Genomic DNA, 16,247 nt, shown 5'->3' with positions numbered 1-16,247 from the left:
GGGACCTGACCGGCGGGCCGTTTCGGTGTGGTCGGAGAGCGTGGGAGGGACGACAGTGGCGGTACGTGCGGTACGGGGAGCGACCCAGACTGAGGCCGACGACCGGGAGCAGATCCTGGCGGCGACGACCGAGCTGGTCAGCGAGGTGATGGGCCGCAACGGGCTGACCACCGACGACGTGATCAGCGTGCTGTTCACCGCCACCCCCGATCTGACGGCGGAGTTCCCGGCGCTGGCCGCCCGCAAGCTCGGCTTCCACGAGGTGCCGCTGCTGTGCGCGAGCGAGATCGCCGTGCCGCACGCGCTGCCCCGGGTGATCCGGCTGATGGCCCACATCGAGACCGACCTGCCGCGCGCGGACGTCCAGCACGTCTACCTGCGCGGCGCGACCGCGCTGCGTATCGACATCGCCCAGTAGCGGGACCCGCGCGGCGGCTGCGGCACTTTGAGACAGGCCCTAGGCTTGCCGGGTGGCTGAACAGGGCATTCCAGGGCGGATCATCGTCGTCGGGACCGGGCTGATCGGGACCTCGATCGCGCTGGCCATGCGCGAGCGCGGCGCCGAGGTGCTGCTGAGCGACCGCGATGAGGCCGCGCTGCGGCTGGCGGTCGAGCTCGGCGCGGGTGAGGCGCTGCCGGACGGCGGCCCGGGGACTCCCGCCGACCTGGCTGTGCTGGCCGTCCCTCCCGCCGCCGTCGCCGTCACCCTGCTGGACGCGCAGAAGCGCCGTCTCGCCGCCGTCTACACCGACGTCGCCAGCGTCAAGGCGTTGCCGCTCGAGCAGGCGGCCGGTCTCGGCTGCGACCTCGCCACGTTCGTCGCGGGCCACCCCCTCGCCGGCAGCGAGCGGTCGGGACCCGCCGCGGCCCGTCCCGATCTGTTCCTCGGCCGGCCCTGGGCGCTGTGCCCGGCCGCCGAGACGTCGGACGCCGCGGTCACCGCGGTCACCGCGCTCGCGCGGGCCTGCGGGGCCGAGCCCGCCGTGGTCGAGGCCGGCGAGCACGACCGGGCCGTCGCGCTCGTCTCGCACGGCCCGCACGTGGTCTCGGCCGCCGTCGCGGCCCGGCTGACCGGTGCCGGCGACGTCGCGCTCGGCCTGGCCGGGCAGGGCGTCCGGGACGTCACCCGGATCGCCGCCAGCGACCCCCGGCTGTGGATCGGCATCCTGTCGGCCAACTCCGAGCCGGTCGCCGACGTGCTGGAGGCCGTCGCCACCGACCTCGCGGTCGCGGCGTCGCTGCTGCGCGACGGCAGCGAGGAGGCCGCGACCCACGTCGCCGACCTGCTGCTGCGCGGCAACGCCGGGCACTCGCGGATCCCCGGCAAGCACGGCGGCGACCCGTCGCCCTACGCGGTGGTCCCGGTGGTCATCCCGGACCGTCCCGGCGAGCTGGCGATGATCTTCCAGGCGGCGGGCATCGCCGGGGTCAACATCGAGGACGTGACGATCGAGCACTCGCCCGGCCGCCCGCTCGGCGTGCTGGAGCTGGCGGTCGAGCCCGCGGCGGCCGAGCGGCTCGCCGGCGAGCTGCGCGCCCGCGGCTGGTCGGTCCCCGGCTGAGCCGGGCCCGGCCCGGCCCCGTCCGGTACCGGTGATCTTGGGGTCGTTCGGCCGTGGCGGTGGCCGGGGGCCGGTAACCTGGCACGTTGGGGCTCGTATCGGGGGACACGCGGTCACCGGCGCGTCCGGGGCCGCGGGCCCGCGCGCCCGCCGGCCGGTTCGCGGGCATTCGAACATGCGAAGGGAAAAGCGATCGTGACGCTCGTCATCGCCATGGACGGCCCCTCCGGGTCGGGCAAGTCCAGCGCGTCCAAGGGCGTGGCCCGCGCGCTCGGACTGCGGTACCTCGACACCGGCGCCATGTACCGGGCCATGACCTGGTGGATGCTGCGGCAGGATGTCGCGGTCGAGGACGCCGAGGCGGTCGCCGCCCGCGCCGCCGAGCCGGTCATCGCCTCCGGCACCGACCCCGACGGCCCCACGATCACGGTCGACGGCACCGACGTGGCCGAGCCGATCCGCACCCGCGAGGTCACCAACGCGGTCAGCGCGGTCAGCTCCGTCCCGGCGGTCCGGGCCCGGCTGGTCGAGCTCCAGCGCGAGATCATCGGTGCCGGCGGCATCGTGGTCGAGGGCCGCGACATCGGCACCGTCGTCGTGCCCGGCGCCCCGGTCAAGGTCTACCTGACCGCCAGCGAGGAGACGCGCGCCCAGCGGCGGGCCAAGGACCTGGCCGCCGACCCGGGCGTCACGGTCACCGTGACCCGCACCGAGCAGGCGCGCCGCGACCGGCTCGACTCGACCCGGACGGCGTCGCCGCTGGCCAAGGCCGCGGACGCGCACGAGATCGACTCGACCGAGCTCGGGCTCGGCGAGGTCGTCGAGGCGGTCGTCCGCCTCGCGAAAGAGCGGACGTGAGCATGCGGGCCGTCCCCGAGCCGGGGCGTGCCGGGCTCGAGCGGGCTGGAGGGGCGCGGCGTCGTCTGGACTGACGAGCGAGCGACGAGCGACGAGGGAAGACGGCGCCTGAAAGCGCCCCGGAAGCACGCGGGGAACACGTGAGCGAAAACGAGATCGAGATGGCGGCCGGCGCGTTCGACGACGCGGACGGCCTGGAGCGGGACCTGCCGCCGGCGCCGGTGGTGGCGGTGGTGGGACGGCCCAACGTGGGCAAGTCGACGCTGGTCAACCGGATCCTCGGCCGCCGTGAGGCGGTCGTGGAGGACGTGCCGGGGGTGACCCGGGACCGGGTCGCCTACGACGCCGACTGGAGCGGGCGGCGGTTCACGGTGGTCGACACCGGCGGCTGGCTGCCCGAGGCCACCGGGCTGGCCGCGGCCATCGCCGAGCAGGCGCGGCTGGCGGTCGACCTGGCGGAGGTGGTGATGTTCGTGGTCGACGCGACCGTGGGCGCCACCGATGTCGACGAGGCCGTGGTGGAGATCCTGCGGCGCTCGGGCAAGCCGGTGGTGCTGGTGGCCAACAAGGTCGACGACGCCGGCACCGAGGCCGACGCGGCCGGGCTGTGGTCGCTCGGCATCGGCGAGCCGCACCCGGTCAGCGCGCTGCACGGCCGCGGCAGCGGCGACCTGCTCGACGCGGTGCTGGAGGCGCTGCCGGTGGAGGCGCCGCCCGAGACGTTCGGCGAGGTGGGCGGTCCTCGCCGGGTGGCGCTGCTCGGCCGGCCCAACGTCGGCAAGTCGAGCCTGCTCAACAAGCTCGCGGGGGAGAACCGCGCGGTGGTCGACTCGGTCGCGGGCACCACCCGCGACCCGGTCGACGAGGAGATCGAGCTCGGCGGCAAGGTCTGGCGGTTCATCGACACCGCCGGGATCCGGCGGCGGCACCGCGAGAACCAGGGCGCCGACTTCTACGCGACGCTGCGCACCCAGTCGGCGCTGGAGCGCGCCGAGGTCGCGGTGGTGCTGGTCGACGCCGACGAGCCGCTGGCCGAGCAGGACCTGCGGATCATCTCGATGGTGATCGACTCGGGCCGGGCGCTGGTGATGGCCTACAACAAGTGGGACCTGCTCGACGAGGAGCGCCGGCACTACCTCGACCGCGAGATCGACCGGCAGCTCCACAACGCGCGGTGGGCGCCGCGGGTCAACATCTCGGCCAAGACCGGGCGGCACATGGAGAAGCTGGTGCCGGGCCTGGAGACGGCCCTGGACGGCTGGGGCCACCGGGTGCCGACCGCCAAGCTCAACCAGTTCTTCGCCGACCTGGTCAACTCGCATCCGCACCCGGTGCGCGGTGGCAAGCAGCCGCGGGTGCTGTTCGCCACCCAGGCGGGGGTGCGTCCGCCGCGGTTCGTGCTGTTCACCTCCGGGTTCCTGGAGGAGGGCTACCGGCGGTTCATCGAGCGGCGGCTCCGCGAGGACTTCGGCTTCGAGGGCACTCCGCTGGACATCACGATGAAGATCCGCGAGAAGCGCGGCAAGCGCAAGTAGCCGCGGCGTCGCGGTGGACGGCCCGTCCGGGAGTCTTTCCCGGGCGGGCCGCCGCATGTCAGGATGCTGTCCACGGCGATGGTTATAAGCTATCGCTTGCTTGTTGCCCGAGCAACGAGTGCACGGACGGTCCGGGTCGAGGGGTGCGACGTGAAGCTCTTGCTGTTCATCTCCGCTGCGGTGGCCTGCCTGGCCCTCAGCTTCGTCTGGCGCGAGCCGTGGATCGGCGGCGTGGGCCTGCTGATCGGCTTCGTCGCGATGTTCACCGACCGCGACGACGTCCGCCTGGACGACGAGAAGGGCAGCTACGAGACCACCAAGAGCGTCCGGAACATGCGCGGCCGGAACCGATAGGCCGCCGCGGGCGAGCCGCTTGGACGCCCCCGGCCGAGCTGTCGGGGCCGCCGTGGCCGTCAGAGGCCGTCAGAGGCCGCCGAGGAGTTGCGCGGTCACCGGTGCTGGCCGCCGTGCTCGCCCGCCACACGCTGGTCGGGCGGCCCGCTCGTGCCGGGCGGCGTCCCGAAGGGACCGCCCGGCTGCGGGTCCTGCTGTGAGGTGCGCCCGTACCGTCCGTGCACCGGGGCGATCGGCTGGGTGGTACCGGACGGGCGCGCGGCGTCTCCGGGCGGGCGTTCCTCCCACGGGCCCGTGTGGTACCCCTCCGGCTCCGGTGCGCCGGCGACGCTGAAGCGCCCGAGCGCGAGCGCGCCGAAGAACACCACGACGACGCCGAGCCCGGCGAAGCCGGAGAGCTGCTCGGCCAGATGCCGTTCCTCTCCGGTGCCGAGCGGGCCGCCGACACCGGGCACGTCCCAGAGGGTGGCCACGGGGCCGCCGACCACGAACCAGACGCCGCCGAGCACTGCCGCCCACGCGCCGAGCATCGCGAGCGCGCGGCCGGCGGCGAACAGCACGATCAGCCCGCCCAGCCCGGCCGCGACCGCGGGGGCCACGCTGAGCTGGAGGCGGTCGGTGTCGTAGACCCAGGTCCGGTCGGGGGCGAAGCCGAAGCCGAAGTAGGGCCCGGCGAAGGGCAGCAGCCCGCCCCACAGCCCGAGCAGCACCAGCAGGGTCCCGCTGACGGCGCCCCGGGTACGCGGTACTCGCCTGCTCCCAGTCATGATCGGTCCTCCCGCCCGGCGAACGTGTCGCCGTTTTGGAGTCCCCTTTACCCGGAGCGGATCGCTCCAAGCACACATCAGGAGGAATGGGGCATGAGTAATGAATTCGCCTGGGGTCAGTCGTCCACGGCGGCCTGGCCGGAGGCGGGCGGGTAGGCGCCGCGGACGAACGCGCCCAGTTCGTCGATGGCCGCGCGGGACTCCGGCAGCAGGGGGCCGAACATCTGGAAGACGTGGATCTGGCGGTCCCAGACCTGGAGGGTGGTGGGCACGCCGGCCTCGGCCAGCCGCCGCGCCATCAGCTCGGAGTCGCAGTAGAGCAGCTCGGTCGAGCCGGCGGTGAGCAGCACCGGGGGCAGGCCGCCCAGGTCGGCGCGGACCGGTGAGATCGCCGGGTCGGCGAGGTCGAGATGGCCGAGGAAGCCCTCGACGAGGCGTTCCAGCAGCGGGCCCGGCGCGGACGGGTCCAGTGCCATGTTGGCGTGCGCGAGCTTGGCGGTGAGGTCCATGTCGAGCATGGGGGACAGGGCGACCAGCGCGGCCGGCAGCGGGAGCCCTTCGTCCCGGGCGCGCAGCGCGGTCGCGAAGGTGAGGTGGCCGCCCGCCGAGTCGCCCATCACCACGATGTTCCCGGCCGGGATCCCCCGCTCCTCCAGCAGCCAGCGGTAGGCGGTGACGCAGTCGTCGACCTCCTTCTCGAACGGGACGGCGGGGATCATCCGGTAGTCGACCGAGAGGGCCGGCACGCCCGCGGCGGCGCTGAACCGCGAGACCATCCGGCGGTGGGTGTTCAGGCCGCAGCAGATCCAGCCCCCGCCGTGCAGGTAGAGGATGACCTTGCCGCGTCCGGGCGGCACCCCCGGGCCGTGCACCCATTCGGCGCCGAAGCCGTCGAAGCGCACCTTCTCGCAGTGGGTGCCGCGGGCCGGGCGGGCCCGCGCGGCCAGCCTGTCGAGGGCGGCGGCGCGACGCAGCGCCCGCTCGTCGATCGGCAGTCCGGCGACCTTGGTCAGCCGCGGCCGGACGAGCCGGCGGACGCCCGCCGAGACGGCGCGCGAGCGCAGGCTCGCGGTTCCGCGCCGGTCGATCACCAGGGTCGTCGTCGGCTGTGCTCGGGTCACGGTTCCGCCTTCCGGTCGTCCTCCCACGATGGTGGCATCGGTCCGGCGGGACCGGAAGGGCTGAACCGAACCTGATTCTGTTGCCGTGTTCGCCAGGGTGTCGGGCCGTTATGCCTAGCAAATCTGGGACGGATGGCGGTGTGTGCCTCGAATCTGCGAAGGTCTATGCTTCTGCTCCGTGACGACGTTCAGGATCAGTGAGGCCGCGGCCCTGCTCGGGGTCAGCGCCGACACCGTCCGCCGCTGGGTGGACGGCGGACGGCTCACCGCCGCCCGCGACGGGCACGGGCACCGCCGCGTCCCCGGGGCCGACCTCGCCGCCTTCGTCCGCGCCCAGGCGCGCGCCGGCGCCGCGTCCGACCAGGCCGAACGGTTCTCCTCCGCGCGCAACCGGATGCGCGGCATCGTGACCGACGTGGTCCGCGACGGGGTGATGGCCCAGGTGGAGATCCAGGCCGGCCCGTTCCGGGTGGTGTCGCTGATGAGCCGGGAGGCCGCCGACGAGCTCGGGCTGGAGGTCGGCGTGGTCGCCGAGGCGGTCGTGAAGTCCACCAACGTCGTCGTCGAGGTGTCCGATCCCGGGTGATCCCCCCCGCCCCCCAGAGGAGAACCGTGCTGAAGCGCATCGCGGTGGCCGTCACCGCACTGTCCCTGGCGTCCGTGACCGGTTGCGGCGACACCGGCGACGGCGAGGCGTCGCCGGCATCGGGCGGCAGGACCCTGACCGTGTTCGCCGCCGCGTCCCTCACCGAGACCTTCACCGCCCTCGGCGCGGCGTTCGAGGGCTCGCACCCGGGGCTGAAGGTCAGGTTCAACTTCGGCGGCAGCTCCACCCTCGCCAAGCAGATCACCGAGGGCGCCCCCGCCGACGTGTTCGCCGCCGCGAGTCCGGCCACGATGAAGCCGGTGACCGATGACGGCGCCGCGTCCGGGCCGCCCCGGGTGTTCGCGCGCAACCGCCTGGTCATCGCCGTCCCCAAGGACGACCCCGGCAAGATCCACGGGCTGCCGGACCTGACCGGGCCCACGCTCAAGGTGGTGCTGTGCGCCGAACAGGTCCCGTGCGGGGCCGCCGCCAAGAAGGCCGCCGCCGCGGCCGGCGTCACGATCCGCCCGGTGTCGCAGGAGCAGGATGTCAAGGCGGTGCTCACCAAGGTCAGGCTCGGCGAGGCCGACGCCGGCCTGGTCTACCGCAGCGATGTGAAGGCCGCGTCGCCGCAGGTCAAGGGCATCGAGTTTGCCGAGTCGGCCAAGGCGATCAACGACTATCCGATCGCCGCGCTCGCCAAGGCGCCCCAGCCGGGGCCGGCCGGGGAGTTCGTCCGGCTGGTGCTGTCCCAGCAGGGGCGGACGGTGCTGACTGGGGCGGGCTTCGAGTCGCCGTGAGCCGGTGGCCGGGCCGTCCGGGCCGCCCTGAGCGGGGGGAGCGGCCCGAGCGGCGGGAGCGGCGCGCCGGTGCGGGCGCCGACCGGCTGCCGGGACGCCCGCCGTGGATGCTGCTCCTGCCCGCTCTGGCGGGCCTGGCGTTCCTGGTGCTGCCTCTCGTGGGCCTGCTGGTGCGCGCCCCCTGGTCGACCCTCGGGACGCGGCTGGCCGAGCCGCAGGTGCTGGAGGCGCTGAGGCTGTCACTGGTGAGCGCCACCCTGGCGACCGTGCTGTGCCTGCTGCTCGGGGTGCCGCTGGCGTGGCTGCTGGCACGCGTCCCGTTCCCCGGCGCGCGGGTGGTGCGGGCACTGGTCACCGTCCCGCTGGTGCTGCCGCCGGTGGTCGGCGGCGTGGCGCTGCTGCTGGTGCTCGGGCGCCGCGGCCTGGTCGGCGGATGGCTGGACTCGGCGTTCGGCCTGACGCTGCCGTTCACCACGGCGGGTGTGGTGCTGGCCGAGACGTTCGTGGCGATGCCGTTCCTGGTGATCAGCGTCGAGGGCGCGCTCCGCGCCGCCGACCTGCGGTTCGAGGAGGCCGCCGCCACGCTCGGCGCGACCCGCTGGACGATCTTCCGCCGGGTCACCCTGCCGCTGGTCGCGCCGGGCGTCGCGGCCGGGGCGATCCTGTGCTGGGCCCGCGCGCTCGGCGAGTTCGGCGCGACGATCACGTTCGCGGGCAACTTCCCGGGCCGGACGCAGACCATGCCGCTGGCCGTCTACCTCGCGCTGGAGACCGACCCGCAGGCCGCCATCGTGCTCAGCCTGGTGCTGCTCGCCGTCTCGGTGGTGGTGCTCGCCGCGCTCCGCGACCGGTGGGTGAGCGCCTCGTGAGCGGGCTGGACGCGCGGCTGGTGGTGCGGCGCGGCGCGTTCGACCTCGACCTCGAACTCGCTGCGGCCCCCGGCGAGGTGGTGGCGCTGCTCGGGCCGAACGGCGCGGGCAAGAGCACCGCGCTGCGCGCCCTGGCGGGCCTGGTCGCGATGGCGGGCGGGCACATCCGGGTGGACGGCGCCGATCTGCGCCCGCTGCCGGCCGAGCGGCGCGGGATCGGCATGGTGTTCCAGGACTACCTGCTCTTCCCGCATCTCAGCGCGCTCGACAACGTCGCCTTCGGGCCGCGCTGCCAGGGGACGGGCCGCCGCGACGCGCGCCGCATCGCCGCCGAGTGGCTGGACCGGGTCGGCCTCGCCGGGCACGCCGCGTCCCGTCCGCGGGCGCTGTCGGGCGGGCAGGCGCAGCGGGTCGCGCTGGCCCGCGCGCTCGCGGTGCGGCCGGGGCTGCTGCTGCTCGACGAGCCGCTCGCGGCGCTGGACGCGCACACCCGGCTGGAGATCCGCGCCGCGCTGCGCCGCCACCTCGCCGGGTTCGAGGGCGCGGCCGTGCTGGTGACGCATGATCCGCTGGACGCGATGGTGCTCGCCGACCGGTTGGTGGTGCTGGAGCGGGGACGGTTGGTGCAGCGGGGCACGCCCGCCGAGGTCGCCCGCCGTCCGCGCACCGACTACGTCGCGCGCCTGGTCGGGCTGAACCTGTACCGGGGCCGGGCCGACGGCGGGACCGTCGCGATCGAGGACGGCGCCGGCAAGCTCGACACCGTGGACTCTCTGACTGGTGACGTTTTCCTGGCCTTCGCGCCATCGGCGGTCGCGCTGTACCGGACCCGGCCCGACGGCAGCCCGCGCAATCTGTGGCGGGCCCGGGTGGCAGCGATCGAACGGCAGGGGGATCGGGTCCGGGTCCAGTTGGACGGGCCGCCCTTCGCGGCGTCCGCCGATGTGACGCCGGGAGCGGTGGCGGAGCTCGGATTGGCGGAGGGCAGCCTGGTATGGGCAGCTGTCAAGGCCACCGAGACGCATGTTTACCCAGCTTGAAAGGCTGCGGGCCCGGATGGGCCGTGTCCGGGGTCAGGGCCCGGTATCCAAGTGATATCAATCACAAAACCCTTCGGGAAGGCCCAAAAGAGGGCGCGATTGGTCCAGACCAAATGGCAAAAACGCACGGTCTTGTTCATCATGCAAAGATCCTGCGAATCGCTGAAGGAGTTGCCCCGTGTCCAACCGGATCCCCGGCCTCGACCAGGCCCCGACCAGTCACACCGACCTGACTGACTGGGTGCGTGGGATCGCCGAGCTGACCCAGCCCGACCGCGTCGAGTGGTGTGACGGCTCGGACGCCGAATGGGAGCGCCTCACCGGCCTCCTGGTCGAGCAGGGCACGTTCAAACGGCTCGACCCCGCCAAGCGCCCCAACAGCTTCTACGCCGCCTCCGACCCGACCGACGTCGCGCGGGTCGAGGACCGGACGTTCATCTGCTCGGAGAAGTCCGAGGACGCCGGGCCGACCAACAACTGGGTCGCGCCCGCCGAGATGCGGACGACCCTCGGCGAGCTGTTCGAGGGCTGCATGAAGGGCCGCACCATGTACGTGGTGCCGTTCTGCATGGGCCCGCTCGGCGGCTCGATCTCGCAGCTCGGCGTGGAGATCACCGACTCGGCCTACGTCGCGGTCTCGATGAAGATCATGACCCGGATGGGCGCGGGCGCGCTGCGGCTGATCGAGGAGCGCGGCTCGTTCGTCAAGGCCGTGCACTCGGTCGGTGCCCCGCTGGAGCAGGGCCGGGCCGACGTGCCGTGGCCGTGCAACTCCACCAAGTACATCACCCACTTCCCCGAGACCAGGGAGATCTGGTCCTACGGGTCCGGCTACGGCGGCAACGCCCTGCTGGGCAAGAAGTGCTACGCGCTGCGCATCGCCTCGACCATGGCCCGTGACGAGGGCTGGATGGCCGAGCACATGCTCATCCTGAAGCTGACCCCGCCGGAGGGCGAGACCCGCTACGTGGCCGCGGCGTTCCCGTCCGCGTGCGGCAAGACCAACCTGGCGATGCTGGAGCCGACCATCCCGGGCTGGAAGGTCGAGACGATCGGCGACGACATCGCGTGGATGCGGTTCGGCGAGGACGGCCGGCTCTACGCGATCAACCCCGAGGCCGGCTTCTTCGGCGTCGCGCCCGGCACCGGCGAGAGCACCAACGCCAACGCGGTCAAGACGCTGTGGGGCAACAGCATCTTCACCAACGTCGCGCTCACCGACGACGGCGACGTGTGGTGGGAGGGCCTGACCGACGAGGCGCCGGCGCACCTGACCGACTGGAAGGGCAACGACTGGACGCCCGGGACCGGCACCCCCGCCGCGCACCCGAACGCCCGGTTCACCACCCCGGCCGGGCAGTGCCCGATCATCGCGCCCGAGTGGGAGGACCCCCGGGGCGTGCCGATCTCGGCGATCCTGTTCGGGGGGCGCCGGGCCAGCGCGGTGCCGCTGGTCACCGAGTCGTTCGACTGGCAGCAGGGCGTGTTCCTCGGCGCCAACATCGCCTCGGAGAAGACCGCGGCGGCCGAGGGCACGGTCGGCGAGCTGCGCCGCGACCCGTTCGCGATGCTGCCGTTCTGCGGCTACAACATGGGCGACTACTTCGGCCACTGGCTGAAGATCGGCAGGTCCACCGACGCGGAGAAGCTGCCGCGGATCTACTACGTCAACTGGTTCCGCAAGAACGCCGACGGCAAGTTCATCTGGCCCGGCTTCGGCGAGAACAGCCGCGTGCTCAAGTGGATCGTCGAGCGCCTGAACGGGCAGGCCGACGCGGTCAAGTCCCCGATCGGGCAGCTGCCGACCAAGGCGGCGCTGGACACCGACGGCCTGGAGATCGCCCCGGCCGACCTGGACACGCTGCTGTCGGTCGACACCGAGGTGTGGAAGCAGGAGGCCGCCCTGGTACCCGGCCACTTCGACACCTTCGGCGACCACCTGCCGAGCGAGCTGTGGGACGAGTACAACGCCCTGGTGAACCGCCTGGGGCACTGACCCGGGGGCCACGGGCCGCAGGGACGACAGCGGGACCACGCCGTGCGCGGCGTGGTCCCGCCGCCGTTCCGGCCCGGGACTGGCACTGTGTCGGCGTGCGGCGGCGGGTTCGGCCGCCGCGGTGACGGCGGCGACGCGACGGTGAGGTGCGGGCGATGTGGCATGACCTGTTCTCGATGGGCATCCCGGTCGACGAGAAGATCGTCCGCACGGTCGGGGTCTTCCTGGCGATGGTGGTGCTGCTGCGGCTGGCGGGCAAGCGGGAGCTCGCCCAGCTCAACGGGTTCGACTTCGTGGTCATGCTGCTGCTCTCCAACGTCGTGCAGAACGCGATCATCGGCCCGGACAACTCGCTGTGGGGCGGCGTCCTCGGCGCCGCGGTGCTGGTCGCGGCCAACTCGATCACCGTCCGGGTGGCCGCGTGGATGCCCGCGCTCGGCCGGGTGGTGCGCGGCCGGCCGAGCGTCCTGGCGCGGGACGGCGAGTACGACCACAAGGTGCTGACCCGCCTCGGGATGCTCCAGGAGAACGTCGACCAGGCCATCCAGGAGCAGGGCGGCGACCACGTCAACGACACCCGGCTGGTCACCCTCGAACCCGGCGGCGCCCTGCTGGTGCGGCTGACCCGCCTGGAGCAGTCCGCCTCGTACGGCGACATCACCGACCTGCGGGACCGGCTGGACCGGATCGAGCGGCACCTCGAGGCCCTCGCCGCCCGCCGCGACTGACCCGTGGATGCCCCAATCTGGGGGAAATTTGCCCAGTTTGGGGGTGGTCGTGGTCTTGCCGGGAGCGGCGCGCGGCTAGCAGTGGGGTAGAGGTTCTCCGGGCCGCGACGCCGGGGGACGGACCGACCTCGGGGGGACCATTGTGGCCAGCACGCCGTTCGGCTCGATGTTCGACGACCCGTTCCGCGGATTCGAGTACCTGAAGGGGCGCATGTTCGGCGCCCCGGAATCGTGGCCGCCCCGCTCGGGCGGCGTCGAGCGGGTCGACATCGGCCGCCTGCTGAGCGAGACCGGCCGCGAGCTGCTCGGCCAGGCGCTGCACCGCGCCGGCGAGCGCGGCGCCCCCGACCTGGACGTGGTCGACCTGCTCGGCGCCGCCGCGCAGACCGACCCGGCGCGGGGCCTGCTGAGCGCGGCCGGCGCCGAGCCCGACGGGCTGCTGGCCCGGATCGCCGACCTGGCGAGCGACCGGGGGCCGGGGGAGACGCCGTCCACCCTCACCCCGGCCGCCAAGCGGGCGCTGCTGGACGCGCAGCGCGTGTCGCGGGCGCTGGAGGCCAGTTACATCGGGCCCGAGCACGTGCTGCTCGCCCTGGCCGCCAACCAGGACTCGGCGGCCTCCCGGCTGCTGGCCGCGCAGGGCGTGTCCGCGAACGAGATCCAGGAGGCGGTGCTGCGCCGCCCCGACCAGCCCGGCGTGGCGTCCGGCCCGGCCCGCGGCGGCGGCCAGAGCGAGACCCCGACGCTGGACGAGTACGGCCGCGACCTCAACGAGGAGGCCAGGGACGGCCGGCTGGACCCGGTCGTCGGCCGCGAGGAGGTGATCGAGCAGGCCATCGAGGTGCTGACCCGCCGCACCAAGAACAACCCGTGCCTGATCGGCGAGCCGGGCGTCGGCAAGACCGCGATCGTCGAGGGCATCGCCCAGCGGATCGTCAACGGCGCCGTCCCCGAGCCGCTCAAGGAGAAGCGGGTCGTCGCGCTGGACCTGACCGGCATGGTCGCCGGGTCCAAGTACCGCGGTGAGTTCGAGGAGCGGGTCAAGAAGGTCGTGGACGAGATCCGCGCGCACTCCGACGAGCTGATCATCTTCATCGACGAGGTGCACACCCTGGTCGGCGCCGGGTCCGCCGAGGGCGGCATGGACGCCGCCAACATCCTCAAGCCCGCGCTGGCCCGCGGCGAGCTGCACGTCGTCGCGGCCACCACGATCGACGAGTACCGCAAGAACATCGAGAAGGACGCCGCGCTCGAACGGCGCTTCCAGCCCGTGCTGGTGCCCGAGCCGAGCGTCGAGGACACCGTGGAGATCCTCGCCGGGCTGCGCGACACCTACGAGGCGCACCACCAGCTCCGCATCACCGACGACGCCGTCGACGCCGCGGCGCGCATGTCCGACCGCTACGTCTCCGACCGGTTCCTGCCCGACAAGGCGATCGACCTGATGGACCAGGCCGCCGCCCGGGTGCGGCTGCGCTCGCTGTCGCCCGCCGACGACGCCCGCGAGCTGGAGCAGCGCCTGGAGGGCCTGCACCGCGACAAGGACCAGGCGGTCGCGAGCGAGGACTTCGCCCGCGCCGGCGCGATCCGCGAGGAGATCGAGCGGCTCCGGCCCGAGCTGGAGTCGGCCCGTGGCGGCCACGACGACGTCCCGGAGGTGACCGCGGTCGACGTCGCCGAGGTGGTGTCGCGGCGCACCGGCATCCCGGTCGCCCAGCTCACCGAGGAGGAGCGCGACCGGCTGCTGCGGCTGGAGGAGCACCTGCACGAGCGGGTCGTCGGCCAGGACGAGGCGGTCGACGCGGTCGCCGAGGCCGTGCGCCGCGCCCGCGCGGGCCTCGCCGACCCGGACCGGCCGCAGGGCAGCTTCCTGTTCCTCGGCCCGACCGGCGTCGGCAAGACCGAGCTCGCCCGGGTGCTGGCCGACGTGCTGTTCGGCGGCACCGACCACATGATCCGCATCGACATGAGCGAGTTCCAGGAGAAGCACACCGTCAGCCGCCTCATCGGGGCCCCGCCCGGATATGTCGGCTACGAGGAGGCCGGCCACCTCACCGAGGCCGTGCGCCGCCGCCCGCACTCGGTGGTGCTGCTCGACGAGATCGAGAAGGCCCACCCGGACGTGATGAACATCCTGCTCCAGATGCTGGACGACGGACGCCTCACCGACGGGCAGGGCCGCACCGTCGACTTCGGCAACTGCGTGATCATCATGACCAGCAACATCGGCGCGCAGATGATCCTGGAGTCCGGCGGCGACAGCCCCGAGCTGCGCGAGGAGGTCATGGACCTGCTGCTGCACACGCTGCGGCCCGAACTGCTCAACCGGATCGACGAGACGATCATCTTCACCCGGCTGGACCGCGAGCAGCTCCGCCGGATCGTCGACCTGCTGCTGGACCGGACCAGGCGCCGGCTGCACGGCCAGGACGTCGGCCTGGAGGTCAGCGAGGCGGCCAAGGACTGGCTCGCCGAGAAGGGCCACCGGCCCGAGTTCGGCGCCCGCCCGCTGCGCCGCACCATCCAGCGGGAGCTGGACAACAGGCTCTCCCGCATGCTGCTGGACGGCCGGATCGACGAGGGCGACACCGTCGTCGCCGACCGGTCCGGGGACGTGCTGGAGATCGATGTCCGCAGCGGCGCCGCCACGGGCGGCGGCGCCGACGAGTCCTCGGGAGGCAGTGATGTTTGATCAGATCACCCGGCACTGGTGGGTGCTGGCGCTGCGCGGCGCGTTCGCCGTGCTGTTCGGCGTCGTCGCCTGGGTCTGGCCGGGTATCACGGTGCTGGCCCTGGTCGTCCTGTTCGGCGCGTATGCGCTGGTGGACGGGGTGATGGCGCTGGCGGAGGCGGTCCGCGGCGGTCCCGGCGCGTCCCGTGCCTGGCGCGCGGTGTCCGGCGTGGCGGGCGTCGTGCTCGGTATCGCGGCGCTGGTGTGGCCGGGCATCACCGGCCTGGCGCTGCTGATGCTGATCGCCGCCTGGGCGGTGATCACCGGCGTGATGGAGATCATCGCGGCGATCGCGCTGCGCAAGGAGGTCCACGGCGAGTGGCTGTACGCGGTCACCGGCGTGATCTCGGTCGTGTTCGGCGTGCTGCTGTTCGCCTGGCCGGTGTCGGGCGCCCTCGCCGTCGTCTGGCTGATCGGCCTCTTCTCGATCCTGTTCGGCGCGGTGCTGATCGGCGCCGCGTTCCGGCTGCGCCGGCTGGGCGGCGACCGCCGGCGCGAGGCCGAGCGGGGGATGGGCGGCGCCACGCCGACCCACTCCTGACCGCCGGGTCCGTCCCCGGGACGCCCCGTCCTGGGGAGGTCCCGGGGACGGCTCCCGGGGTGGTCCGGGGGACGGTTCCCGGGGTATTCCGGGGCACGGTCAGAGGCTCCGTCCGCACCCCGAAACCTCAATGAGAGTTGAGGTGTGAATAGGATGCCCCTATGACACGCCTGGAGCATCGCGTTCACGAACTGACCGTGGGCCAGCTCGCCGAGCGGAGCGGCGTTGCGGTGTCCGCGCTGCACTTCTACGAGTCCAAGGGACTGATCAGCAGCCGGCGGACGGTGGGCAACCAGCGCCGCTTCACCCGCGACACCCTGCGCCGCGTCTCGTTCATCCGGGTCTCGCAGCGGGTCGGTATCCCGCTGAGCGAGATCCGGGAGGCGCTGGACGCCCTTCCCGAGGAGCGGACCCCGACCGTGCAGGACTGGGCGCACCTGTCGGAGAACTGGCGCAGCGCCCTGGACGACCGCATCGCCCAGCTCGAACGCCTGCGCGACAGCCTCACCGACTGCATCGGGTGCGGCTGCCTGTCCATCAGCAAGTGCGCGCTCGCCAACCCCTACGACCGGCTCGGCGACGAGGGCCCCGGCCCGCGCCGGCTGCTGGTCAACCGCGCGCTCGGCCGATCGGGCCCGGCCCCCGTCCCCGTCGCCGCCACCGCCACCGCCACCGAGTCGCAGGCCCTCGCCTGCGACATTGACTGCGGCGCACCAGGCTGACCCCGCTCGCCCGTCGGGTCCGCGCACCGGGCCGCCG

Annotated in this window: 16 protein-coding genes; 14 read left to right on the top strand and 2 right to left on the bottom strand. The window is 73.4% G+C overall.

Going from position 1 to position 16,247, the window contains the following annotated elements; all coding sequences use genetic code 11:
• Positions 1–55: 55 nt before the first annotated feature.
• The 5 genes from aroH (at position 56) to QP090_RS01755 (ending at position 4,309) form a co-directional block, all read left to right on the top strand.
• Positions 56–418 (top strand): chorismate mutase, encoded by a 363-nt coding sequence (gene aroH, locus QP090_RS01775; RefSeq protein ID WP_285936656.1) that lies wholly within the window; start codon positions 56–58, stop codon positions 416–418.
• Positions 419–470: 52 nt separating this feature from the next.
• The gene (locus QP090_RS01770) at positions 471–1,562 is read left to right on the top strand and encodes a prephenate dehydrogenase (protein ID WP_285936655.1); all 1,092 of its coding nucleotides are present in this window, start codon (positions 471–473) and stop codon (positions 1,560–1,562) included.
• 195 nt (positions 1,563–1,757) lie between these two features.
• A complete protein-coding gene (cmk, locus tag QP090_RS01765; protein ID WP_285936654.1) occupies positions 1,758–2,420 on the top strand; it encodes a (d)CMP kinase in 663 nt (220 codons plus the stop codon).
• Positions 2,421–2,581: 161 nt separating this feature from the next.
• Positions 2,582–3,955: a ribosome biogenesis GTPase Der gene (der, locus tag QP090_RS01760; RefSeq protein WP_432763025.1), complete on the top strand. Its 1,374-nt coding sequence runs from the start codon at positions 2,582–2,584 to the stop codon at positions 3,953–3,955.
• Positions 3,956–4,105: 150 nt separating this feature from the next.
• The gene (locus QP090_RS01755) at positions 4,106–4,309 is read left to right on the top strand and encodes a hypothetical protein (protein ID WP_285936652.1); all 204 of its coding nucleotides are present in this window, start codon (positions 4,106–4,108) and stop codon (positions 4,307–4,309) included.
• Positions 4,310–4,404: 95 nt separating this feature from the next.
• On the opposite strand, the gene QP090_RS01750 is transcribed toward QP090_RS01755, so the two are convergent.
• Together QP090_RS01750 and QP090_RS01745 are read right to left on the bottom strand one after the other, a co-directional pair.
• Positions 4,405–5,076: a hypothetical protein gene (locus tag QP090_RS01750; protein WP_285936651.1), complete on the bottom strand. Its 672-nt coding sequence runs from the start codon at positions 5,074–5,076 to the stop codon at positions 4,405–4,407.
• Between the two features lie 116 nt (positions 5,077–5,192).
• Entirely contained in the window at positions 5,193–6,197 is a 1,005-nt protein-coding gene (locus QP090_RS01745; protein ID WP_285936650.1) for an alpha/beta hydrolase, read from the bottom strand.
• 178 nt (positions 6,198–6,375) lie between these two features.
• On the opposite strand from QP090_RS01745, the gene QP090_RS01740 reads away from it, so the two are divergent.
• From QP090_RS01740 to soxR, 9 genes are all read left to right on the top strand, one after another.
• Complete coding sequence (locus QP090_RS01740; protein ID WP_285936649.1) at positions 6,376–6,783, top strand: TOBE domain-containing protein; 408 nt, start codon at positions 6,376–6,378, stop codon at positions 6,781–6,783.
• A gap of 29 nt (positions 6,784–6,812) precedes the next feature.
• Complete coding sequence (modA, locus tag QP090_RS01735) at positions 6,813–7,583, top strand: molybdate ABC transporter substrate-binding protein (protein ID WP_285938539.1); 771 nt, start codon at positions 6,813–6,815, stop codon at positions 7,581–7,583.
• A gap of 107 nt (positions 7,584–7,690) precedes the next feature.
• Positions 7,691–8,452: a molybdate ABC transporter permease subunit gene (gene modB / locus QP090_RS01730; protein WP_285938538.1), complete on the top strand. Its 762-nt coding sequence runs from the start codon at positions 7,691–7,693 to the stop codon at positions 8,450–8,452.
• On the top strand, positions 8,449–9,492 hold the full coding sequence (locus QP090_RS01725) for an ABC transporter ATP-binding protein (protein WP_285936648.1): 1,044 nt from the start codon (positions 8,449–8,451) through the stop codon (positions 9,490–9,492). Before modB ends, QP090_RS01725 begins: the two co-directional genes overlap by 4 nt.
• Positions 9,493–9,670: 178 nt before the next feature.
• Positions 9,671–11,488, top strand: coding sequence for a phosphoenolpyruvate carboxykinase (GTP) (locus tag QP090_RS01720; RefSeq protein WP_285936647.1), 1,818 nt, complete (start codon positions 9,671–9,673; stop codon positions 11,486–11,488).
• A gap of 155 nt (positions 11,489–11,643) precedes the next feature.
• Complete coding sequence (locus QP090_RS01715; RefSeq protein WP_285936646.1) at positions 11,644–12,216, top strand: DUF421 domain-containing protein; 573 nt, start codon at positions 11,644–11,646, stop codon at positions 12,214–12,216.
• A 142-nt stretch (positions 12,217–12,358) separates the two neighbouring features.
• On the top strand, positions 12,359–14,908 hold the full coding sequence (locus QP090_RS01710) for an ATP-dependent Clp protease ATP-binding subunit (RefSeq protein ID WP_285936645.1): 2,550 nt from the start codon (positions 12,359–12,361) through the stop codon (positions 14,906–14,908).
• Positions 14,901–15,488 carry an HdeD family acid-resistance protein gene (locus QP090_RS01705; protein WP_285936644.1) on the top strand — a complete coding sequence of 196 codons (588 nt, stop codon included), beginning with the start codon at positions 14,901–14,903 and terminating at the stop codon, positions 15,486–15,488. The genes QP090_RS01710 and QP090_RS01705 overlap by 8 nt, the downstream gene beginning before the upstream one ends.
• 161 nt (positions 15,489–15,649) lie before the next feature.
• Positions 15,650–16,210 (top strand): redox-sensitive transcriptional activator SoxR, encoded by a 561-nt coding sequence (gene soxR / locus QP090_RS01700; RefSeq protein WP_285936643.1) that lies wholly within the window; start codon positions 15,650–15,652, stop codon positions 16,208–16,210.
• Positions 16,211–16,247 lie beyond the last annotated feature (37 nt).

The sequence above is a fragment of the Actinomadura xylanilytica genome, from assembly GCF_030283145.1.
GTDB lineage: Bacteria > Actinomycetota > Actinomycetes > Streptosporangiales > Streptosporangiaceae > Spirillospora > Spirillospora xylanilytica.
The sequence above is the reverse complement of the archived record's forward strand: the minus strand, read 5'-3'. Positions and strand labels throughout refer to the sequence as shown.